Source organism: Streptomyces olivoverticillatus, assembly GCF_014203555.1.
Lineage (GTDB): Bacteria > Actinomycetota > Actinomycetes > Streptomycetales > Streptomycetaceae > Streptomyces > Streptomyces olivoverticillatus.
In genome coordinates, this window is record NZ_JACHJH010000003.1 from 195,947 (window position 1) to 218,288 (window position 22,342).

General features: G+C 70.5%; 19 protein-coding genes. 7 read left to right on the forward strand and 12 right to left on the reverse strand.

All coding sequences use genetic code 11. The features are described 5' to 3' along the window. Positions 1-114: 114 nt before the first annotated feature. The 3 genes from FHS39_RS11355 to FHS39_RS11365 all read left to right on the forward strand — a co-directional run bounded on the left by FHS39_RS11355 (position 115) and on the right by FHS39_RS11365 (position 2,471). Positions 115-870, forward strand: a complete 756-nt coding sequence (locus FHS39_RS11355; protein WP_184349147.1) for an alpha/beta fold hydrolase — start codon at positions 115-117, stop codon at positions 868-870. A 163-nt stretch (positions 871-1,033) separates the two neighbouring features. Continuing rightward, positions 1,034-1,459 carry a roadblock/LC7 domain-containing protein gene (locus tag FHS39_RS11360; protein WP_184349148.1) on the forward strand — a complete coding sequence of 142 codons (426 nt, stop codon included), beginning with the start codon at positions 1,034-1,036 and terminating at the stop codon, positions 1,457-1,459. 130 nt (positions 1,460-1,589) lie between these two features. Beyond that, positions 1,590-2,471 (forward strand): DUF6397 family protein, encoded by an 882-nt coding sequence (locus FHS39_RS11365; RefSeq protein WP_184349149.1) that lies wholly within the window; start codon positions 1,590-1,592, stop codon positions 2,469-2,471. Positions 2,472-2,479: 8 nt separating this feature from the next. Here FHS39_RS11365 and FHS39_RS11370 read toward each other — a convergent pair whose 3' ends face one another. Together FHS39_RS11370 and FHS39_RS11375 are read right to left on the reverse strand one after the other, a co-directional pair. Beyond that, the gene (locus FHS39_RS11370) at positions 2,480-3,343 is read right to left on the reverse strand and encodes an acyl-CoA thioesterase (RefSeq protein ID WP_045931934.1); all 864 of its coding nucleotides are present in this window, start codon (positions 3,341-3,343) and stop codon (positions 2,480-2,482) included. A 49-nt stretch (positions 3,344-3,392) separates the two neighbouring features. Then, entirely contained in the window at positions 3,393-5,906 is a 2,514-nt protein-coding gene (locus tag FHS39_RS11375; protein WP_045931935.1) for a DEAD/DEAH box helicase, read from the reverse strand. A 135-nt stretch (positions 5,907-6,041) separates the two neighbouring features. On the opposite strand from FHS39_RS11375, the gene FHS39_RS11380 reads away from it, so the two are divergent. After that, positions 6,042-6,833: a metal-dependent hydrolase gene (locus FHS39_RS11380; protein WP_184349150.1), complete on the forward strand. Its 792-nt coding sequence runs from the start codon at positions 6,042-6,044 to the stop codon at positions 6,831-6,833. A gap of 76 nt (positions 6,834-6,909) precedes the next feature. Here FHS39_RS11380 and FHS39_RS11385 read toward each other — a convergent pair whose 3' ends face one another. Further along, a complete protein-coding gene (locus FHS39_RS11385; protein WP_184349151.1) occupies positions 6,910-8,691 on the reverse strand; it encodes an ABC transporter ATP-binding protein in 1,782 nt (593 codons plus the stop codon). Next, complete coding sequence (locus tag FHS39_RS11390) at positions 8,688-10,493, reverse strand: ABC transporter transmembrane domain-containing protein (RefSeq protein ID WP_184349152.1); 1,806 nt, start codon at positions 10,491-10,493, stop codon at positions 8,688-8,690. The genes FHS39_RS11385 and FHS39_RS11390 overlap by 4 nt, the downstream gene beginning before the upstream one ends. 148 nt (positions 10,494-10,641) lie before the next feature. Here FHS39_RS11390 and FHS39_RS11395 point away from each other — a divergent pair, with 148 nt between their 5' ends. Further along, positions 10,642-12,258 (forward strand): peptide-N4-asparagine amidase, encoded by a 1,617-nt coding sequence (locus FHS39_RS11395; protein WP_184349153.1) that lies wholly within the window; start codon positions 10,642-10,644, stop codon positions 12,256-12,258. A gap of 10 nt (positions 12,259-12,268) precedes the next feature. Here FHS39_RS11395 and FHS39_RS11400 read toward each other — a convergent pair whose 3' ends face one another. After that, on the reverse strand, positions 12,269-12,709 hold the full coding sequence (locus FHS39_RS11400; RefSeq protein WP_045931939.1) for a MarR family winged helix-turn-helix transcriptional regulator: 441 nt from the start codon (positions 12,707-12,709) through the stop codon (positions 12,269-12,271). Positions 12,710-12,818: 109 nt separating this feature from the next. Here FHS39_RS11400 and FHS39_RS11405 point away from each other — a divergent pair, with 109 nt between their 5' ends. Then, a complete protein-coding gene (locus FHS39_RS11405) occupies positions 12,819-14,615 on the forward strand; it encodes an ABC transporter ATP-binding protein (protein ID WP_184349154.1) in 1,797 nt (598 codons plus the stop codon). A gap of 44 nt (positions 14,616-14,659) precedes the next feature. Here the strand turns inward: FHS39_RS11405 and FHS39_RS11410 are convergent, their stop codons facing one another. The 5 genes from FHS39_RS11410 to FHS39_RS11430 all read right to left on the reverse strand — a co-directional run bounded on the left by FHS39_RS11410 (position 14,660) and on the right by FHS39_RS11430 (position 20,142). Then, on the reverse strand, positions 14,660-15,844 hold the full coding sequence (locus FHS39_RS11410) for a CaiB/BaiF CoA transferase family protein (RefSeq protein ID WP_184349155.1): 1,185 nt from the start codon (positions 15,842-15,844) through the stop codon (positions 14,660-14,662). Between the two features lie 135 nt (positions 15,845-15,979). Continuing rightward, positions 15,980-16,660 carry a LutC/YkgG family protein gene (locus FHS39_RS11415; RefSeq protein ID WP_184349156.1) on the reverse strand — a complete coding sequence of 227 codons (681 nt, stop codon included), beginning with the start codon at positions 16,658-16,660 and terminating at the stop codon, positions 15,980-15,982. Further along, on the reverse strand, positions 16,657-18,123 hold the full coding sequence (locus FHS39_RS11420; protein ID WP_184349157.1) for a lactate utilization protein B: 1,467 nt from the start codon (positions 18,121-18,123) through the stop codon (positions 16,657-16,659). The genes FHS39_RS11415 and FHS39_RS11420 overlap by 4 nt, the downstream gene beginning before the upstream one ends. Further along, a complete protein-coding gene (locus FHS39_RS11425; protein ID WP_184349158.1) occupies positions 18,120-18,884 on the reverse strand; it encodes a (Fe-S)-binding protein in 765 nt (254 codons plus the stop codon). Before FHS39_RS11425 ends, FHS39_RS11420 begins: the two co-directional genes overlap by 4 nt. A gap of 79 nt (positions 18,885-18,963) precedes the next feature. Then, on the reverse strand, positions 18,964-20,142 hold the full coding sequence (locus FHS39_RS11430) for an NAD(P)-binding domain-containing protein (protein WP_184349159.1): 1,179 nt from the start codon (positions 20,140-20,142) through the stop codon (positions 18,964-18,966). Between the two features lie 62 nt (positions 20,143-20,204). Between FHS39_RS11430 and FHS39_RS11435 the strand changes: the two genes are divergently transcribed. Then, complete coding sequence (locus FHS39_RS11435) at positions 20,205-20,627, forward strand: secondary thiamine-phosphate synthase enzyme YjbQ (protein WP_184349160.1); 423 nt, start codon at positions 20,205-20,207, stop codon at positions 20,625-20,627. 73 nt (positions 20,628-20,700) lie between these two features. On the opposite strand, the gene FHS39_RS11440 is transcribed toward FHS39_RS11435, so the two are convergent. Beyond that, entirely contained in the window at positions 20,701-21,627 is a 927-nt protein-coding gene (locus tag FHS39_RS11440) for a D-alanyl-D-alanine carboxypeptidase family protein (protein ID WP_184349161.1), read from the reverse strand. Positions 21,628-21,733: 106 nt separating this feature from the next. Continuing rightward, positions 21,734-22,243, reverse strand: a complete 510-nt coding sequence (locus FHS39_RS11445; RefSeq protein ID WP_184349162.1) for an Lrp/AsnC family transcriptional regulator — start codon at positions 22,241-22,243, stop codon at positions 21,734-21,736. Between the last annotated feature and the right edge of the window lie 99 nt (positions 22,244-22,342).

Genomic DNA, 22,342 nt, shown 5'->3' on the forward strand with positions numbered 1-22,342 from the left:
GGGTCGTCAGAACCCGGGCATGGGTCGACTTTTCCATATGTCGATTGCGATATATTGAGGGTCGTCCTGCGGGCGGCCATCGGCGGCTGCCCGCATCGAGGAGGGGGAGCGGGCATGCGTCAGGCGGGGTTCGGGACCAAAGAGGCCTGTGTGCGGTGGACGGAGGCGGCGGGGGAGGAGCCGGCGAGGGTCTACGTCCACGGGCTGGGCTCGGCCTCGACGGTGTACCACGCGCACATCGCCGCACACGCGGCACTGTCCGGGCGGCGGTCGCTCTTCGTCGACCTGCCGGGTCACGGCATCAGCGATCGGCCGCTGGACTTCGGCTACTCGCTGGAGGAACACGCCGACGTGTTGGCCGCCGTCCTGGATGCGGCCGGAGCCGGCGGCGCCGAGCTGGTGGGGCACAGCATGGGCGGCGCGGTGGCGATCGTGCTCGCGGCCAGGCGCCCCGAGCTGGTCTCCCGCCTCGTCCTTGCCGAGGCGAACCTCGACCCCAACCCGCCGGTCACGGCGGGCAGCAGCGGCATCGCGGCGTATCAGGAAGACGCATTCGTGCACGGCGGCGGCTTCGCCGAGACGCTCGAGCGAGTCGGGCCGGTGTGGCGGGCGACCATGAGGCTGGCCGACCCCACGGCATTGCACCGCACGGCCAAGGGGCTGATCCGCGGCACGCAGCCGACCATGCGGGTCATGCTGCAGAACCTCGCCGTACCGCGTACCTATCTCCAGGGAGAGCACAGCGGTGAACTGGCCGGGCGTGCAGAGCTGGAGGCCGCCGGAGTCGAGGTGCGGACGGTGCCCGGAGCGGGCCACAACATCATGTTCGACAATCCCGAGGCCTTCGTCGCAGCGGTTGCCGCAGCCTGACCGACATGTCGCTGGGCCGGCTGCTTATTTTCCCTGCCGTGTCCCCATCCCGTGCCAACTGGCGCACAGACGCTTGCCGACGGGGCGGGCGGGTTGCCGAGCGGACCGAGGTGAGCAAGGCTGGCACGGCAGTTACGGGGAATTGCAGAACGGGGAGGCCTGCATGGCAATCGGCAAGGAACTCGACTCATTGCTGGACGAACTCACTCGACGCGTCGAAGAGATACGTCATGTGCTCGTACTGTCCAACGACGGCCTGGTGACGGGCGCCAGTGAGGGCCTGGAACGGGAGGATGCGGAACACCTGGCGGCGGTGGCGTCCGGATTGCACAGCCTCGCCCGTGGCACCGGGCGGCAATTCCGGGCGGGCCGGGTGCGGCAGACGATGGTCGAATTCGATGACGGGGTGCTCTTTGTGACGGCCGCGGGCGAGGGAAGCTGTCTGTGCGTCCTCGGCGGGCCCGGGGCCGATATCGGCCAAGTGGCATATGAAATGACCCTGCTGGTCAATCGCATCGGCGGAGGACCGGGGGTGTCGGCGCGGCAGCCGGACGCGAGCCGGCCCGGACGGAGTTATCCACAGACCTGACGGGCTGTCGTACCCCACCGCTACAGTCGTCACTGTCCGTAATCGATGGTGGCGGGGGTACGTCATGGCCGTGCAGCAGGGTGTGGCATCGCATGCGACGCCGAACGCTCCGGAGCACAGTGTTTCGCTTGTGCGGGCGGCGCGGGAACTGCAGCTCAAACCACGCCAGTTCGACCTGGCCGTACAGCTCGGGGAGGTGGGGACCCTCTCGGGCGGTCCGGGCGGGCGGCTGCGGGTGGCGCGCGAGGAGATCGACCGGCACAGGTCCTCGCCGGGGTTCCCGGAAGCGTTGCGGTCACGGTTGTGGGTGGTGGGCACGGCCGAAGGCGCCGAGCTGATGGGCATCGGCCCCGCGCGGTTCGTGCGTCTCGCCCGAGGCGGCTGCTTCGCGCCCGTTCGCTTCTACGTCAACCGGTACCGGGCCGTCGTCTGGCACTACCTGGCGGCGGAGGTCGTGGAGTTCGCCGACCACAGCCCCGAGATGCTCAAGGGCCGTATCCCGGCCGTGCTGAAGTCGGCCCTGGAGGAGAATCCCGACCGTCGGGCCCGCGGCTGGCGAGCCCGGAGGCTCGACCAGCTGAGCGCCCGGGCCGACGGCCCCTGGGAGCGCGCGGCGGTCCTCGCCGCCGTGCTCGACGCGGCCGAACTGGCCCGCGCGGTGACGGACCCGGCCGAACGGGCGTACATCAGCGCCCTGAGCCCGGCTCTGGTCACGGCCCGCCCGGGTACCCCCGCAGTCCAAGAAGTCATCGGCAGACTGGTGCTGGCCCAGGATCCCGACGAGATCGAGTGGCATCGGGAATGCCTGGTCACAGCCCTGGCCCAGGCGCGCGCCGAACAACCGGTGCCCGGGACGGACGGCAATCCGGCCAAGAGGACCGGGACGGCGGCACCGGCCGAACCGGCCTGCCGCGTCCCGGCGCGGGACAAACAGGACAGGACCGAGCGGCGGGGCCTATGGGCCCGGCTGCGCAGGAGGAGGGCGCCGGACGCGTTCCAGGAGGCGCCATGACGCGGTGCTCAACCGACCTTGCGGAACAGCCCCTCCTGCATCACGGACACGAGAAGGCTTCCCCTTCGGTCGAAGATCTGACCACGGGCCAGCCCTCGTGCCCCCGTGGCGATGGGCGACTCCTGCTGATAGAGAAACCACTCGTCGGCACGGAACGGCCGGTGGAACCACATGGCGTGGTCCAAGGACGCCATGTCGAAGCCGCGCGGCCCCCACAGCGGTTCGACCGGCAGCCGCACCGCATCGAGCAGTGTCATGTCACTGGCGTAGGTGAGGGCGCAGGTGTGCACGAGCGGGTCGTCGCCGAGCGGACCCACCGCACGCATCCACACGGCGCTGCGCGGCTCCGCGTGCTGCAGCTCGTCCGCCGTCCAGCGCAGCCGGTCCACGTAGCGGATGTCGAAGGCCATCCGGCGCTCCATGCGCTGCAGTGCGGTGGGCAGCTCCCCGAGGTGACCGCGGATCTCGTCGGCCAGCGGGGGCAACTGCTCCGGGTCCGGCACCCGGGGCATCGGCACCTGGTGTTCGAAGCCCGGCTCGGGCTCGTGGAAGGAGGCGGTGAGATTGAAGATCGTACGGCCCTGCTGGACGGCCACCACGCGGCGCGTGGTGAAGGACCTGCCGTCCCGCACCCGCTCCACCTGGTACACGATCGGCACCCCGGGCCGGCCGGGGCGCAGGAAGTACGCGTGCAGCGAATGGACCGGGCGGTCACCATCAGTGGTCCGCCCGGCCGCGATCAGCGCCTGTCCGGCCACCTGCCCGCCGAACACGCGCTGCAGCGACTCGTCGGGGCTGCGGCCCCGGAAGATGTTCAAGTCGATCCGCTCGAGGTCGAGCAGACCCACCAGACGGTCGGCGGGACTCGTCATCGGCACTCCTTCACTCCCGGTGCGCGCCCTGGGGGACGCGCCTCGGAGGCTACAGCTGCCCGACCTCCGTGACCCGGACCACCGCGCGGCCTTCCTCGTCGGAAGCCGCGAGGTCCACCTCCGCGGAGATCCCCCAGTCGTGGTCGCCGTTGGGGTCGGCGAAGGTCTGCCGGACCCGCCACAGCCCGTCCTCCGGCCGCTCCTCGATCCGCAGCAGCTTCGGACCGCGCGCGTCGGGGCCGGTGCCCAGTTCCTCGTACTCGTCCCAGTAGGCGTCCATGGCATCCGCCCAGCGGTCCTCGTCCCAGCCGGACTCGGCGTCCATCTCGCCCAGCTCGGCGACCTTGTCCAAAGCGGCCAGCTCGACCCGGCGGAACATCGCGTTGCGCACCAGCACCCGGAAGGCGCGGGCGTTGGCGGTGACCGGCTTGACCTGGTCGGCGCGGTCCTGAGCCTCCTCGGCGCTCTCCTCCTCCGGGTTGGCCAGCTGCTCCCACTCGTCCAGCAGGCTGGAGTCGACCTGGCGGACCATCTCGCCGAGCCAGGCGATCAGGTCCTCGAAGTCGTCGGACTTCAAGTCGTCCGGGACCGTGTGGTCCAGTGCCTTGTAGGCGCTCGCCAGGTACCGCAGCACGATGCCCTCGGTCCGCGCCAGGTCGTAGAAGGAGGTGAACTCGGTGAAGGTCATGGCGCGCTCGTACATGTCGCGGATGACCGACTTCGGCGACAGCGGGTGGTCGCCGACCCACGGGTGGCTCTTGCGGTAGACGTCGTAGGCGTGCCCCAGCAGCTCCTCCAGCGGCTTGGGGTAGCCGATGTCCATGAGCCGCTCCATGCGGTCCTCGTACTCGACGCCCTCCGCCTTCATCGCGGCGACGGCCTCGCCCCGCGCCTTGTTCTGCTGCGCGGCGAGGATCTGCCGGGGGTCGTCCAGCGTCGACTCGACCACGGAGACCATGTCGAGGGCGTAGGAGGGGGACTCCGGGTCGAGGAGCTCGAAGGAGGCGAGCGCGAAGGTCGACAGCGGCTGGTTGAGCGCGAAGTCGGACTGCAGGTCCACCGTCAGCCGGACGATCCGGCCCTCGGCGTCCGGTGCGTCGAGCCGCTCGACGACGCCGCCGTCCAGCAGCGAGCGGTAGATGGCGATGGCGCGGCGGATGTGCCGCAGCTGGTTCTTGCGCGGCTCGTGGTTGTCCTCCAGCAGCCGGCGCATCGCGTCGAAGGCGTTGCCCGGCCGGGCGATGACCGCGAGCAGCATCGCGTGGGTGACGCGGAAGCGGGAGGTGAGCTGCTCGGGCTCGGAGCCGATCAGCTTCTCGAAGGTGTTCTCGGTCCAGTTGACGAAGCCCTCGGGCGCCTTCTTACGGACCACCTTGCGGCGCTTCTTCGGGTCGTCGCCCGCCTTGGCCAGTGCCTTCTCGTTCTCGACGACGTGGTCGGGCGCCTGGGCGACGACGAAGCCCGCGGTGTCGAACCCGGCCCGGCCGGCCCGCCCGGCGATCTGGTGGAACTCCCGCGCCCGCAGCGTCCGCACCCGCTGGCCGTCGTACTTGGTGAGGGCGGTGAACAGCACGGTGCGGATCGGCACGTTGACGCCGACGCCCAAGGTGTCCGTACCGCAGATGACCTTCAGCAGACCGGCCTGCGCCAGCCGCTCCACCAGCCGCCGGTACTTCGGCAGCATTCCGGCGTGGTGCACGCCGATGCCGTGGCGCACGAAGCGCGAGAGGTTGCGGCCGAACTTGGTGGTGAAGCGGAAATTGCCGATCAGCTTGGCAATCTCGTCCTTCTCCTCGCGCGAGCACATGTTGATGCTCATCAGCGCCTGGGCGCGCTCGACGGCCGCGGCCTGGGTGAAGTGCACGATGTACACCGGAGCCTGACGCGTCTGGAGCAGCTCGGTGAGGGTCTCGGTCAGCGGCGTCGCACGGTACTCGTAGGACAGCGGCACGGGACGCGTCGCGGACCGGACCACGGAGGTGGGCCGGCCGGTGCGGCGGGTGAGGTCGTCCTCGAAGCGGGAGACGTCACCCAGGGTCGCGGACATCAGGACGAACTGCGCCTGCGGGAGCTCGAGCAGCGGAATCTGCCAGGCCCAGCCCCGGTCCTGCTCGGCATAGAAGTGGAACTCGTCCATCACGACCTGGCCGATGTCGGCGTCCCTGCCGTCCCGCAGCGCGATGGAGGCGAGCACCTCGGCCGTGCAGCAGATGATGGGTGCGTCCGCGTTGACGGAGGCGTCGCCGGTGAGCATGCCGACGTTCTCCGTGCCGAAGATCTTGCACAGGTCGAAAAACTTCTCGGACACCAGCGCCTTGATGGGCGCCGTATAGAAGGTCACCTGGTCGTTGGCGAGCGCCGTGAAGTGCGCACCGGCCGCCACGAGGCTCTTGCCCGAGCCGGTCGGCGTCGAAAGGATCACGTTCGCGCCGGAGACCACCTCGATCAGCGCCTCCTCCTGCGCGGGGTAGAGCGTGATGCCCCGCTCCTCGGCCCAGGTCGAGAAAGCTTCGAAAAGGGCATCGGGGTCGGCATGGCTCGGCATCTGATCGATAAGGGTCACGCCTCCATACTGCCTGGCCCCCGGCCGGATCAGAGAACCGGCCGGTCGAAGGATGATCATTCCGGGGTTACGCTGAGTGGCCGACCGGGCGTCGGGAAGGCCCGACGCCGATCAACACAAGGGGTGGGAACGACCATGATGGGACCGGCGCACTCGCTGTCGGGGGCGGCCGCCTGGCTGTGCTTGGGTGCCGCAGTGGCCGCGGCGGGCCATCCAATGCCCTGGCCGGTCCTGGCCGTCGGCGCGATGATCTGCGCGGGAGCGGCGCTCGCCCCGGACCTCGACCACAAGTCGGCGACGATATCGCGGGCGTTCGGACCGCTGTCGCGCGCGCTGTGCGGCATCATCGACGCGCTGTCACACAGCGTGTACAAGGCGACCAGGATGAAGGGCGACCCCCGGCGCAACGGCGGCCACCGCACCCTCACGCACACCGCGCTGTGGGCCCTGCTGATAGGGGCCGGCGCCTCGGGCCTGGCCATGGTCGGGGGCCGCTGGGCCGTGCTCGCCATCCTCTTCGTCCACGTCGTGCTCGCCGTCGAAGGGCTTCTGTGGCGGATGGCCCGCACCTCCAGCGATGTACTGGTGTGGCTGCTCGGCGCGGCCGGCGCCTGGATCCTGGCCGGCATCCTCAACCAGCCGGGCAACGGCTCGGACTGGCTCTTCGGCGACCCCGGGCAGGAGTACATGTGGCTGGGGCTGCCGATCGTGCTGGGTGCGCTGGTGCACGACCTGGGGGATGCGCTCACGGTCTCCGGCTGCCCGATCCTGTGGCCCATACCCATCGGCCGCAAGCGGTGGTATCCGCTTGGGCCGCCGAAGGCCATGCGCTTCCGTGCGGGCAGCCGGGTGGAGTTGAAGGTCCTCATGCCCGCGTTCATGGTGCTCGGCGGTGTCGCGGGGCTCGGCGCGCTGGAACTCTTCTGAGGGCCGACGGGCCGCGGTCCGGGTAGGCGCGGCTCAGGCCGGTGTTCGGGAGCCCGTACATCCGCCCCCGCGGCCGTCACTGGTGCCAGGACCGCCAGAGCGCTGCGTACGCTCCGTCCGCGGCGATCAGCTCGTCATGGCTGCCCAGCTCGCTGATCCGGCCGTCCTCGGCCACCGCGATCACGTCGGCGTCGTGCGCGGTGTGCAGCCGGTGGGCGATCGCGACGACCGTCCGGCCCTCCAGTACCTTCGCAAGCGACCGTTCGAGGTGCCGGGCCGCACGCGGGTCCAGCAGTGATGTGGCCTCGTCCAGGACCAGCGTGTGCGGGTCCGCGAGCACCAGTCGCGCCAGGGCGATCTGCTGTGCCTGGGCGGGGGTGAGGGCGAGCCCGCCGGAGCCGACCTCGGTGTCCAGGCCCTGCTTGAGGCCCCGGGCCCAGCCGTCGGCGTCGACCGCCCCCAGCGCGGCCCACAGCTCGCCGTCCTCGGCGGTGGTCCGAGCCAGCAGCAGGTTGTCGCGCAAGGAGCCCACGAAGACGTGGTGCTCCTGATTGACCAGGGCCACATGGCGGCGCACGTGCTCGGTGGGCATCCGGGAGAGTTCGGCGCCGCCGAGCGTCACGGCACCGGCGCGCGGTGCGTAGACCCCGGCGATCAGCCGGCCCAGCGTCGACTTGCCGGCACCCGACGGGCCGACCAGCGCCACCCGGCTGCCGGGCCGCACATCGAGGGAGACGCCGTGCAGCACGTCGCTGCCTGGCACGTAACCGAAGCGCACCTCCTCGGCCCGGACATCCCGGCCCGCCGGGCTCAGCCGCCCGTCCGCGCCATCGGGTTCGATCTCGCGGACGCCGACCAGCCGGGCCAGCGACACTTGGGCCACTTGCAGCTCGTCGTACCAGCGCAGAATCATCCCTATGGGCTCGGTGAGCATCTGCGCGAGGAGTGCGCCCGTCGTCAGCTGCCCGACGGAGAGCCACCCGTGCAGCACGAACACCCCGCCGATCATCAGCACCGAGGCCAGCAGCAGCACGTGCGTCACATTGACCACAGGGAAAAGAACCGAGCGCAGGAACAGGGTGTAGCGCTCCCAGCCGGTCCACTCCAGGACCCGCCGGTCGGAGAGGGCGACGCGGCGCCGGCCCAGCCGGTGTGCCTCGATGGTCCGCGCGGCGTCCGCGGTCTCCGCGAGCGTCGCGGCGACCGCGGCATACCCCGCCGCCTCCGAACGGTAGGCGCTCGGCGCCCTGCGGAAGTACCAGCGGCAGCCGACGACCAGCACCGGCAGCGCGATCAGCACGGACAGCGCCAGCGGTGGTGCGGTCACCGTCAGTCCGCCCAGCAGCAGCGCCGTCCACACCAGGGCGATCGTCAGCTGGGGAACGGCCTCCCGCATGGCTTCGGCCAGCCGGTCGACGTCCGTGGTGATGCGGGACAGCAGATCGCCGGTCCCGGCCCGCTCCAGCACGCTCGGCGGCAGCGCCACCGACCGTACGAGGAAGTCCTCCCGCAGATCGGCCAGCATCTGCTCGCCCAGCACCGCCCCGCGCAGCCGCACCATGCGGACGAAGACGGTCTGCACCGCCAAGGCGACGGCGAAGAAGGAGACCGTACGGCCCAGCGGGACGTCTCCCTTGCCCGAGGACAGGCTCTCGACCAGTCCGCCCAGCACGTACGGGCCGACCATGGAGGCGAGCACCGCGATCGTGTTGGCACTCACCAGCACGGTGAACGCCCCACGGTGTCTGCGCAGCAGGCCCCTGACATAGCCGCGCACCGTGGCGGGCCTGCCGACCGGCAGCGTCGTCGCCGATTCCGGGGCGGCCGGGTCGTACTCCGGTGGCACCAGGCCGATCATGCCGATTCCCCGATCTGTTCGCTCGTGTCGAACTCCAAGAGGCCGAGGTCCGCTTCGTCGTCCGTCCGACGGGTGACGACTGCGCGGTAAGCGGGGTCGGAGTGCAGCAGCGCAGCGTGCGAGCCCGCCGCCACAGCCCGGCCCTCCTGGACGAACACCACGCGGTCCGCACGGTCGAGCAGCAGTGGGCTGGAGGTGAACACCACCGTCGTACGGCCCTTGCGCAGCGACCGCACCCCGTCCGCGATCCGCGCCTCGGTGTGCGAGTCGACCGCGGACGTCGGCTCGTCCAGGACCAGCACCTCCGGGTCGGTCACCAGCGAACGGGCGAGAGCCAGCCGCTGCCGCTGCCCGCCGGACAGCGAGCGTCCGCGCTCGGTGATCCGGGCCTGCATCGGGTCGCCCGGACCGTCCGCCGAGGACCGGGCCAAGGCGGCCAGCACGTCGCCGCACTGGGCGGCCGACAGGGCGGCTTCCGCCGCCACCGCGCCGGAAGCGGGGACGTCCAGCAGCTCCGCAAGCGTGCCCGACAGCAGCACCGGGTCCTTGTCCTGGACCAGGACCGCGGCACGGGCGGTTTCCCGGGGCAGGCCGTTCAACGCTGTGCCGCCCAGGAGCACGGAGGGCAGATCACCCGTGTCGTCCGCGGCATGGCCGCCCAGCCGGTCGGCGAGCCGTCCGGCGGCGTCCGGGTCGCCGCACACCACGGCGGTCAACTGCCCGGCGGGCGCCAGCAGGCCGCTCGCCGGGTCGTTCAGCCCGCCCGTCGGCACGACGTGGCTCTCTCCATCGCTTTCGGCCGCCGTCGGGCGCCGGAGTGCCAGGACGCGGGCCGTGCGCTGGGCGGAGGGCCGGGAGAAGGAGTATGCCATGGCGATCTCCTCGAACTGCTGCAGCGGGAAGAGCAGGAAGGTGACCAGGCCGTAGACGGTCACCAACTCGCCCACACCGATCCGGCCGTCCCGCACCAGCCCCACGCCGTACCAGACCACCGCGATCAGCAGCAGGCCCGGCAGCACCACCTGCACCGCCGCGATCAGCGCCCACATCCGGGCACTGTGCACCGCCGCCTTGCGCACCTCCTGCGAGGCCAGACGGTAGCGGGACAGGAAGAGCTCCTCGCCGCCGATGCCGCGCAGCACCCGCAGGCCGGCCACGGTGTCCGATGCCAGCTCAGTGGCCCGGCCGGCCTTCTCCCGCTGCTCGTCGGCCCGTTTCGTCGCGTGCGGCAGCAACGGCAGCACGGCCAGGGCCAGGACCGGGACACCGGCCGCGACCACCAGGCCCAGCGCGGGCTGGTAGACGACCAGCGCCACGCACACGCCCACGGACGTCAACGCGGAGGAGGCGAAGCGCGACTGCGCCTCCACAAACCAGCCGATCTTCTCGACGTCACCCGTCGAGACGGCCACCACCTCACCTGCCGCGACCTGCCGGGTCAGCGCGGCACCCAACTCGGCCGCCTTGCGTGCGAGCAGCTGCTGCAAACGGGCCGAGACGCCGATCCAGTTGGTGACCGCCCTGCGGTGCAGCATCATGTCGCCCAGCGCGGTGAGCGCGCCGAGGACCAGCATGAATCCGCCCGCCGCGGCCAGACGCCCGCCGGACCGGTCGGAGACGGCCTGCACGGCAAGGCCCACGGCCAGCGGGAACAGCGCCACGGCCGTCATGTGCACCACGCCCCACGCCATGGCCTGGCCCAGCCCGGTCCACTGCTTGCGCGAGAGCCAGACCAGCAGCCGGGGACCGGACCGTACGTCGGGCCGACCCGGATCGGCATACGGAAGATCGCGAATCTGCATGACGTCCCAAAGGTCGGCACGAGTTGATGGCAGCTGTGCAAGGTTCGCCTTACGCGAGTGCCGAATTCAATTGGTTTTCCGCGGTTGCAGCGCATCCGGCCAAAGGGGTACTGGTGTGCTGCAGCCCGACGCGCTTCACTCCTGCCCCATGAGACGACTGCTTCTCGCGCTGTGCGCCGCGGCCGTCGGCCTGATGCTGGGCATGAGCCCGGCTCTTGCCGCGGCAGCGCCTACCGAATTCGGCACCGACTGGCACGATCCGGTCACCGCGGCCCCACCGGTGGCCACCCCAGACACCACGTCGTGCCAGGTGACCCTCGCCGACACCGAGTTCCGCGACTTCACGCCCTACAAGGGCACCTACCTGCCGCCCAAACGCTGCGGCGACCGTTGGAACAAGGTCGTCCTCACACTCGAAGGCGCCGTGGCGGGACGTCAGTTCGACCGCCTCGGCTATCTGCACATAGGCGGTGTGGAGGTCCTGCGTACCTCCACACCGGAACCCTCGCCGGAAGGCATCACCTGGAAGGTGGAGAAGGACGTCACCCGCTACGCGCCCACCCTCCGCACCGAGCAGCCGGTCGAGATGCTCATCGGCAACGTGGTGGACGGCACCTACACGGGCGTGATCAAGGTCAAGGCGACCTTGACGTTCTACAAGGCCGAGGGCCGGGTCAAGCCCGCGCAGACCCCGGACAAGGTCCTCACTCTGGACGGCGCCCACAACGAGGGCGCGGTGTACGAAGGCCGGTTGACCACTCCACGGAACAGCGAACGGATCGTGGCCGAGGTCTACGCCACCGGATCGGGCGGTGGCTGCGAGGAGTTCTGGTACCTCACCGTGCCGGACGCGGCGCCGTACTCCTGCAAGGCCAAGGACGGGCCGTACCGCGAGGTGCGGATCGCGGTGGACGGCAAGCTCGCCGGAATCGCCGCTCCCTACCCCACCGTGTGGACCGGCGGCTGGTCCAATCCCTTCCTGTGGTACGTGATTCCGGGGCCGCGGGCCTTCGACGTCCGGCCGGTGGAGTACGACCTCACGCCGTTCGCAGGGGTGCTGAACGACGGCAAGCCGCACCGGATCTCGGTATCGGTCGCCGGTGTGCCCGAGGGGCAGAGCGGCTGGAGCACGCCGACGAACATCCTGGTGTGGCAGGACGCCAAGGCGGAGCGCGTCACCGGCGCGCTCGTCGCCCACAAGCCGGGCGACCCGGCGGGGGCGACGGCGTACGAGCCGGGCACCGAGAACCGGCTGAAGTCCGAAGGCGGGCACGACATGGCGCTCACGGGCTACGTGGACACCTCTCACGGCCGCATCACGACGACGGTCACCCGGAAGGTCACCGGCTCCTCCGTCCACCGCTGGACCGACGGCGAAGCCGTGGACGCGCTCAAGGCGCGGTGGGAGGACGACGAGACGGTCACCGTCTCGGGTCGCGGACCGGCGACCGTCACCCGGGCCCACCGGGTCTACACGATGGACGGTGAGACCTCGGTCGGAGCGGGCAACCGGCTGCGCACCGTCATGACGATGGGGGACCGGGCGGACAGCGCCACCCTGCGCGGCGGCATGCGCCAGGGCTGGTCGCGGATGGACGACACCTACACCGGCGACGCCGCCTACAACCAGAACGTCCCGCGCGACCAGCGGCATGCCACCGGCGTCTCCCGCGAGCGCTACCGCCTGGACGGGCCGGGCCTCTGCTACGACCGTACGCTCGCCACCGCCCAGGGGGAGTTGACGGAGGACCGGCAGCGCTGCTGACGCTCCCCGGTCAGCCGGTGTGGTCCGGGCGGGCCAGCAGTTCGGTCAGCAGGCCGCCGAGCACGTGGCGTTGCTCGGCGGTCAGCGGGGCCAGGAGGTCCTCCACGGCCGCCCGCCGCGCCTCGCGCAGTTCGCGCAGGGTGGAACGGCCCTGGTCGGTGAGCTCTATGCGGATCACGCGGCGGTTCGACTGGTCCGGCACCCGGCGCACCGCTCCGTTGGCCTCCAGCGCGTCGACCAGCGTGGTGACCGCGCGGGGCACCACCTCGAGGTGCCGGGCGAGATCCGCCATGCGCGGGGGCGTGTCGTAGTGCGCGACGGTGCGCAGCAGCCGTGACTGGGCGGGGGTGATGCCGACCGGGTCCAGATAGCGCTTCTGGGCGCGGTGCAGCCTGCGGGTGAGCCGCAGCAGCTGCTCGGCAAGCTGTCCGGACGCGTCGGGGGCCGTCATGATCGGCAGCCTATCAGGAGGATCTCCATTGTGAGCATAGGTAACTGTGAGCTAAGCTCTTTTCTCAGGTCAGTGTCATCCGTGCTCTGCGACCCTCCTGAAGGAGCCCATGCCTCACGACGAATGGGACTGGACACCACCGCCCGCTGACCCGGACCGCCCCGCGCAGGTGCGGCGCATCCTCCGGCTCTTCCATCCGTATCGCGGCAGGCTCGCCCTGGTCGGGCTGCTCGTGGCCGCCTCATCCCTGGTCACCGTCGCCTCTCCGTTCATGCTGCGGGAGGTGCTCGACGTCGCCATCCCCCACGGGCGCACGGGGCTGCTGAGCCTGCTCGCCCTCGGCATGATCGCCGCCGCCGTGGTGAACAGCGCCTTCGGCGTGCTGCAGACGCTCATCTCCACCACGGTCGGCCAGCGGGTCATGCACGACCTGCGCGCCGCGGTCTACGGCCGGCTCCAGAGCATGCCGCTCTCCTTCTTCACGCGCACCCGTACCGGCGAGGTGCAGTCCCGGATCGCCAATGACATCGGCGGCATGCAGGCGACCGTGACCTCCACCGCCACCTCGCTGGTCTCCAACCTCACCAGTGTCATCGCCACGATCGTCGCGATGGTGGCCCTGGACTGGCGGCTGACGGTCGTCTCCCTGCTCCTGATGCCGTTGTTCGTGTGGATCAGCCACCGCGTGGGCGACGAGCGCAAGAAGATCACGGCGCAGCGGCAGCGGCAGATGGCCGTCATGGCTGCGATGGTCACCGAGTCGCTGTCCGTGAGCGGCATCCTGCTCGGCCGCACGATGGGCCGCTCCGACTCCCTGACCAAGGCGTTCAGCGTGGAGTCCGAGCGGTTGGTCGGGCTCGAGGTGCGGGCCAGCATGGCCGGCCGGTGGCGGATGGCCAGCATCGGCATCGTGATGGCCGCCCTGCCGGCGGTCATCTACTGGGCGGCCGGAATCGCCTTGCAGGCAGGCGGTCCAGCCATTTCCCTCGGCACACTGGTGGCGTTCGTCTCGCTCCAGCAGGGGCTTTTCCGGCCGACCGTCAGCCTGCTGTCCACCGGGGTGCAGATGCAGACGTCCGTCGCGCTCTTCCAGCGGATCTTCGAATACCTGGACCTGCCGAGGGAGATCACCGAACCCGAGAAGCCCATGCGGCTGGAGAGGATCCGCGGCGAAGTCCGCTTCGAGAACGTCTCCTTCTCCTACGACCAGTCGAGCGCCGCGCTCACGGGTATCGACCTCGCCATCCCGGCCGGCGGCAGCCTGGCCGTGGTCGGGCCGACCGGGTCGGGCAAGAGCACGCTGAGCTACCTCGTGCCCCGGCTGTACGACGTGAGTGGCGGCCGGGTCCTGCTCGACGGCGTCGACGTCCGCGACCTCGACTTCGACACCCTTTCCCGTGCGGTCGGCGTGGTGGCGCAGGAGACCTACCTCTTCCACGCCTCCGTCGCCGACAATCTCCGCTTCGCCAAGCCCGATGCCACGGACGAGGAGATACAGGCGGCGGCCCGGGCAGCGCAGATACACGACCACATAGCCGCGCTGCCCGACGGATACGACACCCTGGTCGGCGAGCGGGGCTACCGCTTCTCCGGCGGTGAGAAGCAGCGCCTGGCCATAGCCCGGACCATTCTGCGCGATCCTCCCGTCCTCATCCTGGACGAGGCCACCAGCGCACTCGACACCCGCACGGAGCATGCCGTGCAGAAGGCCATCGACGCGCTCTCCGCCGGGCGTACCACGATCACCATCGCGCACCGGCTCTCCACGGTCCGGGACGCCGACCAGATCATCGTCCTCGACAAGGGGCGCATCGCCGAGCGCGGCACGCACCGCAAGCTGGTGGCGGGCAATGGCCACTATGCCGCGCTGGTACGCCGCGACACCCATCTCACGGCAAGAGTCTGAGGAGCCGACCGGGGGCTCGGGGAGAAACGCGGATCCACCGGTGACTACTCGGCCGCGGAATCCCCGTGATGCCCCGGGCACGCGAATTCCGCGCGAATCGCAGCCGTGTGCTCGCCGAGCGCGGGCACCGCGCCCATGGCCGCTTCTCGACCGGCCACTTCGACCGGTGGAAGCAGCCCGCGCAGCCGTCCGACGGGGGAGTCGAAGTCGCGCCAGCGGTCTCGCGCGGCAAGCTGCGGATGGTCGGCGAATTCGGCGACCGTCCGCAGTCGGGCGTTGGCGATACCGGCTCCGTCGAGAAGCGCCGAGAGACCGTCTGCGGTGTGCGAAGCGAAGCACTTCTCGATGACGGCGGTGAGCTCGTCGTCATGGACGTGCCGCTGTGGATTGTCGGCAAAGCGCGGATCGTGAGCCAATTCCGGCTGTCGCAGAACGCGTTCGCACAGGGCGGCCCACTCGCGCTCGTTCTGCACGCTCAGGAAGACGTGGGCGCCGTCACCGCACCGGTAGTGGCCGTAGGGCGATATGGAGGGGTGCCGGGCGCCGCTGCGGGTGAGCGGTGTGCCGCCGTACGCCTGGGTGTAGTAGGGGTGTGCCATCCACTCGGCCAGCGCGTCGAAGAGCGAGACGGACACCGCCGAACCGTTGCCGGTGCGCTCGCGCTCGTAGAGCGCGGTGAGGATGCCGGTGAAGGCGTACATTCCGCCGGCGATGTCGGCGATGGAAATCCCGGGCCTGGCCGGGAAGTAGGTGCTGCCGGTGATGGAGACCAGTCCGGCCTCGCACTGCACCAGGAGGTCGTAGGCCTTCTTGTCGCGGTAGGGACCCTCGGGTCCGTAGCCGGACAGGTCGCAGGTGATCAGTCGTCGGTGGCGGGCGCGCAGGGCGGTGCCGCCCAGGCCGAGACGCTCCGCCGCTCCGGGGCCGAGGTTCTGGATGAATACGTCGGCCTGCTCGACGAGCCGGTCGACGAGGGCGCGGTCCGTACCGTCCTTGAGGTCGAGGACCACGCTCTCCTTTCCCCGGTTCGTCCAGACGAAATAGGTGGAGAGCCCTTTGACCCGGCGGTCGTAGCCGCGGGCGAAGTCGCCGCGCCCCGGCCGCTCGACCTTGATGATCCGTGCGCCGAGATCCGCGAGCTGACGGGTGGCGAAGGGGGCCGCGACGGCTTGCTCCAGGGCGACGACCGTGACTCCGCGCAGTGGCAGTTCCAACTCGACACCTCCCATGGGTCGGATGATACGACCGGTGCTGTGGATGGACGGCCGCACGCCGAAAGTTCTTTCCCTAGCCTGGCGTTCATGAAGACCACGGGGGATGGTGCACCGAAGTCAGGCTGTGTCGGCCGGGGAGCGGGCCGGCCGTCAAGCAGGGGGAGTGAGGGCTTGAGGATCGCCGTCCACGAGGATCACCTCCAGGTCGCGCGGCCCGTGAACCCCCTCGACTCGCTCCAGTTCGATGTCACTGGTGGCCGACGGGCCCGAGATCCAGGTCAAAGGACGGCTGGGGTCGAGCCGCCGCAGGGCCTGCGGCACCGAGTCCACGATCTGGTCGGCGGTGCGCACGACGCACAGGTGGTGGTCGGGGACGAGCGTGATGCGTCGGCGCCCCTGCCCGGGGCCTGCGTCCAGCACGAGGGTCCCGGTCTCGGCGATGGCCAGCGCGCAGCCGGTGACGACGCAGTCCACGGCGTCCAGCTCACGGGGTGTCAACAAGGGGGAGTCGGGGACCAGCTCGATGGATGTCTGCGCCAGCCATCCCTGCGGAAGCCCGTGCGGCACGACGGCGCGGCGGTGGCCGCGGCGGTCGAGGAGCTCGGCGAGGAGCGCGGGCAGCCGGGCCGCATCGGTGCGGTGCACGGTGGCGCGATAGTCCGCGAGGTTCTCGGCGAGCAGGGTGACGGACTCCTGCGGTGTCCGCTCCCCGTGCGTGAGCAGATAGTCGCGGGGCACGGGGTGATCGCCCGGCCGCTCGTGGCGGGGCACGTCCGACAGTGCGCGCCGGATCCGCGCCAGGACGCGCTCCCGGCTGGTGTTCGTGCTCATGCGGTGCCGCCGTGGGTGCGGGTCCACCAGTCGCGGAAGGGTTCGGCGGGGACTGCGGGCAGGTCGCGGGTGTCGGTCCAGGCGCGGCCCGGTCCCGGGAGCCGCCGGGGGTGAAAGCGTCGGCTGCGGGCTGCCAGGCGCTGGGCTTTCAGGAGCGCGGCCGGGTGGTTGAGCGCCCAGCCGGTGGCGCGCATCGCGATGCGCTCGGCAGTGTGTTTCCTGGCCGGTTTGATGACGGTGCGAGTGCCGCGGACCGTCGTCTCACCACCCTCGGCGACCCGCTCACGCAGGTGGACGAGGACCTCCGGGATGTCGATGGCGACGGGGCACACGTCGTAGCAGGCGCCGCACAGGGAGGAGGCGAAGGGCAGGGACTCTTCGAGGGGGGAGGCGAGTCCGCGCAGTTGGGGGGTGAGGATCGCGCCGATCGGGCCCGGGTAGGGCGATCCATAGGCGTGGCCGCCCGCGCGCTCGTAGACGGGGCAGACGTTGAGGCAGGCCGAACAGCGGATGCAGCGCAGCGCCTGCCGGCCGACGTGGTCGGCGAGGGTGTCGGTGCGGCCGTTGTCGAGGAGCACCAGGTGGAAGGAGCGCGGGCCGTCCTCGTCGGTCGTGCCGGTCCACATCGAGGTGTAGGGGTTCATGCGCTCGGCGGTCGAGGAACGGGGGAGCAGTTGAAGGTAGACCTCGAGGTCCTTCCAGGCGGGTACGGTCTTTTCGATGCCCACCACGGAGATCAGGGTGTCCGGGAGGGTGAGGCACATCCGGCCGTTGCCCTCCGATTCGACGACGACCAGGGTGCCGGTCTCGGCGATCATGAAGTTGGCGCCGGAGACGCCCACGGTGCAGCCCAGGAACTTGTCGCGCAGGTGCACGCGCGCGGCTTCGGCGAGGTCGGCGGGCCGGTCGGTGAGGTCGTCGGGTGCGGGGCGGCCCCAGTCGGCCATGCGGTCGCGGAAGATGTCGCGGATCTCGGCGCGGCTGCGGTGGATCGCCGGGACCAGGATGTGGGACGGGAGGTCGTCCGCGAGCTGCACGATGAGCTCGGCGAGGTCGGTCTCATAGGCACGGATGCCCGCCTGGGCGAGGGCGGCGTTGAGGCCGGTCTCCTGGGTGGCCATGGACTTGACCTTGACGACCTCCGTCTCGCCGGTGGCCTGGACGAGCTCGGTGACGATGCGGTTCGCCTCGGCGGCGTCGGCCGCCCAGTGGACCGTGCCCCCGGCTCGGGTCACGTTCTCTTCCAACTGCACCAGATAGTGGTCCAGATGGCGGAGGGTGCGGTCCTTGATGGCGGCGCCGGCGGCGCGCAGCCGGTCCCAGTCCTCCAGCTCGGCGACGGCGCGTGCGCGTTTGGCGCGGATGGTGTGGGTGGCGTGCCGGAGATTGGCGCGCAGGGTCCGATCCCCGGTCGAGACTGCGGCGGCCTGTGGGAACGGAGTGCCGGGGTACGTACCGCTCATGGGAGGTTTCCATCCGTACTGGCCAGGATTTCGGCGATGTGGACGGGGCGTACGGGCGAGTTGTCGCGGGAGAGGATGCCGCCGATGTGCATCAGGCAGGAGTTGTCCACCGCACAGACCGCATGGGCGCCGGTGGCCGTGACGGCACGTGCCTTGTCGGCGCCCATCGCGGCGGAGACGGCGGCGTTCTTGACGGCGAAGGTGCCGCCGAAGCCGCAGCATTCCTCCGCGCCACCGAGCTCGCGCAAGTCCAGTCCCGCGACGTGTTCCAGCAAACGGCGGGGACGGTCTCGCAGGCCCAGCACGCGCAGGCCGTGACAGGTGGGGTGGTAGGTGACCGGATGCGGAAAACGGGCACCGACGTCGGTCACGCCCAGCACGTCGACGAGGAACTCGGTCAGCTCGTACGTCTTGGATGCCGTGCACGCCGCCGCCTCGGCCAGTGCCGTGACCTCACGGCTTCCACGGCCTTCAAAGGCTGCTCGCCGGGCGATGCGCGGGTAGTTGTCGCGAACCATGGCGGCGCAGGAGCCGGAAGGGGTGACGATGTAGTCGTGATCGCGGAAGGCGGCGGCATGGCGCAGGAGCAGGGGTTCGGTGTGATGCCGGTAGCCGGTGTTGTACAGCGGCTGGCCGCAACAGCTCTGATCCATGGGGAAGTCGACGTGCACGCCCAGGCGTTCCAGCAGGGTGACGACCGCGCGGCCGGTGCGGGGATAGAGCGTGTCGTTGACGCAAGTGACGAAGAGACCTACCCGCATGGCACCTCTGACATCCGCTCGCCGACGGCTCCCCGGATGAGACAGACGGCCGGAGCCCGGCCGAATGATCTTCCGCGCCTTATACTGCCGCAGCGAGTGGGATGTGTGAAGGACCCCCAAGCCCCACCAGCCCCATGGTCTCCCGCGCTCCGGTGGCCTCCTCCGCTCGCGCCGGCCCTGCGAACCGCTCCGGCTCGCCCAGCAGCGCCCGGATCTCGCGGACGGCGGCGCGGCCCGCCCGGTTGGCTCCGATGGTGCTGGCCGACGGCCCGTAGCCCACGAGGTGGATGCGTGGGTCGGCGGCCGCGCGGGTGCCTTCGAGCCGTATGCCGCCGCCGGATTCGCGCAGCTTGAGCGGTGCGAGGTGGTCGATGGCGGGGCGGAAGCCGGTGGCCCAGAGGATGACGTCGGCGTCGGCGGTGGTGCCGTCGGCCCAGGCCACACCGGTGGGGGTGATCCGGTCGAACATCGGCAGCCGGTCGAGGATGCCCGCCGCCCGGGCCTGTTCCATGGCGGCGGTCATCGGCAGACCCGTCACCGACACCACGCTCTGGGGCGGCAGGCCGCGCCGCACCCGGTCTTCCACGAGTGCGACGGCGTCGCGCCCGCGTATCTCGTCGAAGGGGCCCTCGCGGAAGACCGGGGGCCGTCGGGTCACCCAGGTCGTGCCGGCCGCCACCTCGGCGATCTCCATCAGCTGCTGGACGGCGGAGGTGCCGCCGCCGACCACGACCACGCGCAGGCCGGCAAACGCCTGCGGGCCCGGGTAGTCCGCCGTGTGCAGTTGGCGGCCGCGGAAGCTCTCCTGACCGGGGTAGCGGGGCCAGAAGGGGCGGTCCCAGGTGCCGGTCGCGTTGATCAGGGCACGGGCCGACCAGATGCCCTCGGAGGTCACGACGCGCAGCCGTCCGCCCTCGCCCTCGTGCACCGCGTCCACTCGGACCGGCCGGTGGACGCGCAGGTCGTAGGCGCGCTCGTAGTCGGCGAAGTAGGCGCCGATGACCTCGGAGGAGGGCCGCGAGCCGTCCGCGCCCGTCAGCTCCATGCCCGGCAGCGCGTGCATGCCGTGCACCTTGCCGTAGGTGAGCGTCGGCCAGCGGAACTGCCAGGCCCCGCCGGGGCGGGGCGAGTGGTCCAGCACGACGAAATCCCGGTCCGGCTCATAGCCCGCACGGCGCAGGTGGTACGCGCTGGACAGCCCCGCCTGTCCGGCCCCCGCCACCACGACCTCGACCTCACGCACCCGGCTGTTGTTCATATTTCCACTAACAGCGGAGGGGGGAGATCCCTTCCCGGCGGTGCGCATACGAAGATGGAGCCATGACCGACACCTTCCGCACCCACGTCCTGGACGTGAGGACCGGTTCCTCGGAGACCGTGTACGACCTCACCCGCGACTGCGAGGCCTTCCTGCGCGAGGCGGCGGCCGGCCGTGACGGACTGCTCAATGTGTTCGTCCCGCATGCGACGGCCGGGGTCGCCGTCCTGGAGACCGGCTCGGGCAGCGACGACGACCTGCTCGCCGCGCTGCGTGATCTGCTTCCGGCCGACGACCGCTGGCGGCATCGGCACGGCAGTCCGGGCCACGGCCGCGACCATGTGCTGCCCGCCCTCGTGCCGCCGCACGCGACGTTGCCGGTCATCGGCGGCCGGCTGGAGCTCGGCACCTGGCAGTCCGTGTGTCTGGTCGATACCAACCGGGACAACCCGGACCGCCAGGTACGGCTGACCTTCCTCGGCTGACGTCGGCGCCCTGCCTCGGCGCCGGCGCGTCAGCTGCGCTGTGTCAGCTGCTGTGCGTCAGTCCTTCTGTGTGTCAGTCCTTCTGGGCGGACGGCGGCAGCTGACGCAGCTTCACCTTCGTCTTGGTGTTGAAGGCCCAGTCCAGCATCTTGGTGGCGTCCGGGTAGCGGTTGGTCGGGTCGTTGAGTATGACGCCGACCACCGTGCGCTGCCCGCGCTGCGCGGCGAAGACCAGGCAGGGTCCGGCGGAGGTGCCGGTGCCGGTCTTGATGCCTATGGCGCCCTTGTAGGACCCCAGCAGCTTGTTGGTGTTGTCCCAGTAGTAGGTGCGGTTGATGTTCGCCGCCTTCTGCTGGGTGCGGGTCGACTTGACGACCGTGCTCAGCGTGGCGCTGGACAGCGCCTTACGGGCCAGCTTCGCCATGTCGCGCGGGGTGGTGTAGTTCGCCCCGGCCTGCGATATGCCGTCGAAGGAGTCGTACTTGCTGTTCTTCATGCCGAGGTCGGCGGCCTTCTTGTTCATCTTCGCGATGAACGACTTCGTGCGGGCGGCCTCAGTGCTGCCCGTACCGAAGTTGTCGGCGAGCGCGAAAGCGGCGTCACAGCCCGACGGAAGCATCAGACCGTACAGCAGCTGCCGGACGGTCAGTTTGTCGCCCGTGCGGAGATCCGCCGTGCTTGCACCCGTCCGCTCGACATAGTCACGGTAGGACTGCTTGATGGTGATCTTCTTGTTGAGATCGAGCCCAGGCGAGTCCAGGACCGTGACCGCCGTCATGATCTTCGTGGTGCTGGCCATCTGCCGCTTGGTGTCGGCGTCCTTGGCCCACAGCTGGCGGTTGGGGCCGCTGTCCAGCAGGAAGGCCCCCTTCGCCTGAACCCCCGACGGCCCGCTCGCGGCCTGGGCGGCCGTTGCCGGAACCGCGACGGCCACCGCAGCGGTCGAGGCGATCACGGCAGCGCCCCAGCGGCGCGCCGATCTTCCCCCACTTCGCTCCATGTATTTACCTTTTCCTTGCTTGTTGGGATGAGCGAGCAGATAATCGCACTCACTCCGACGCAAGAAGAAGTTGGGTCACACATCGGGCGCCACCCTGCTCCCGTCCCTAACGCTCCTCAGTTGTCTTTGGCCGTCCGGACGATGACGCGGCAGCCCGCCCCACGGCCTCCACCAGCGGAACGACCCGGTACGGCACCCGCTCGCGCAGCGCTATTTCCGTACGGGTGCGCACGACGCCCGGCAGCCGGACCAGCAGCTGGATGACGTCCTCCAGATGCGCGGCGTCCCGCGCGACGACCCGCGCCATCAGATCGCCGCCCCCGGTGATCGAGAACGCCTCGATGATCTCGGGCACGTCCGTGAGGGCGTCCGCCACCGTGTCCAGGTGCCCCTGGGTGACCTCGATGTGCACGAAGGCCAGCACCGGGTGGCCGAGGGCCGCGGGGGACAGCCGAGGCCCCGTTCCCGTGATCACGCCGTCCCGCTCCAGACGGTCGAGCCGGGCCTGGAGCGTGCCCCGCGCGATGCCCAGCAGCCGGGCACACTCGCGCACGCTCGTACGCGGCTGCTCCAGCAGCAGTCGAAGGATCTTGGCGTCCAGCGCGTCCACAGCCATGGGCCAACGGCTCCCTCGTGGTCGATGTTCCGGCGCCAGCACTGTACCAATGGCTCAGTGGATCACAGAGCTCTTGAGCCATTGAGTCGCCACCGCTTA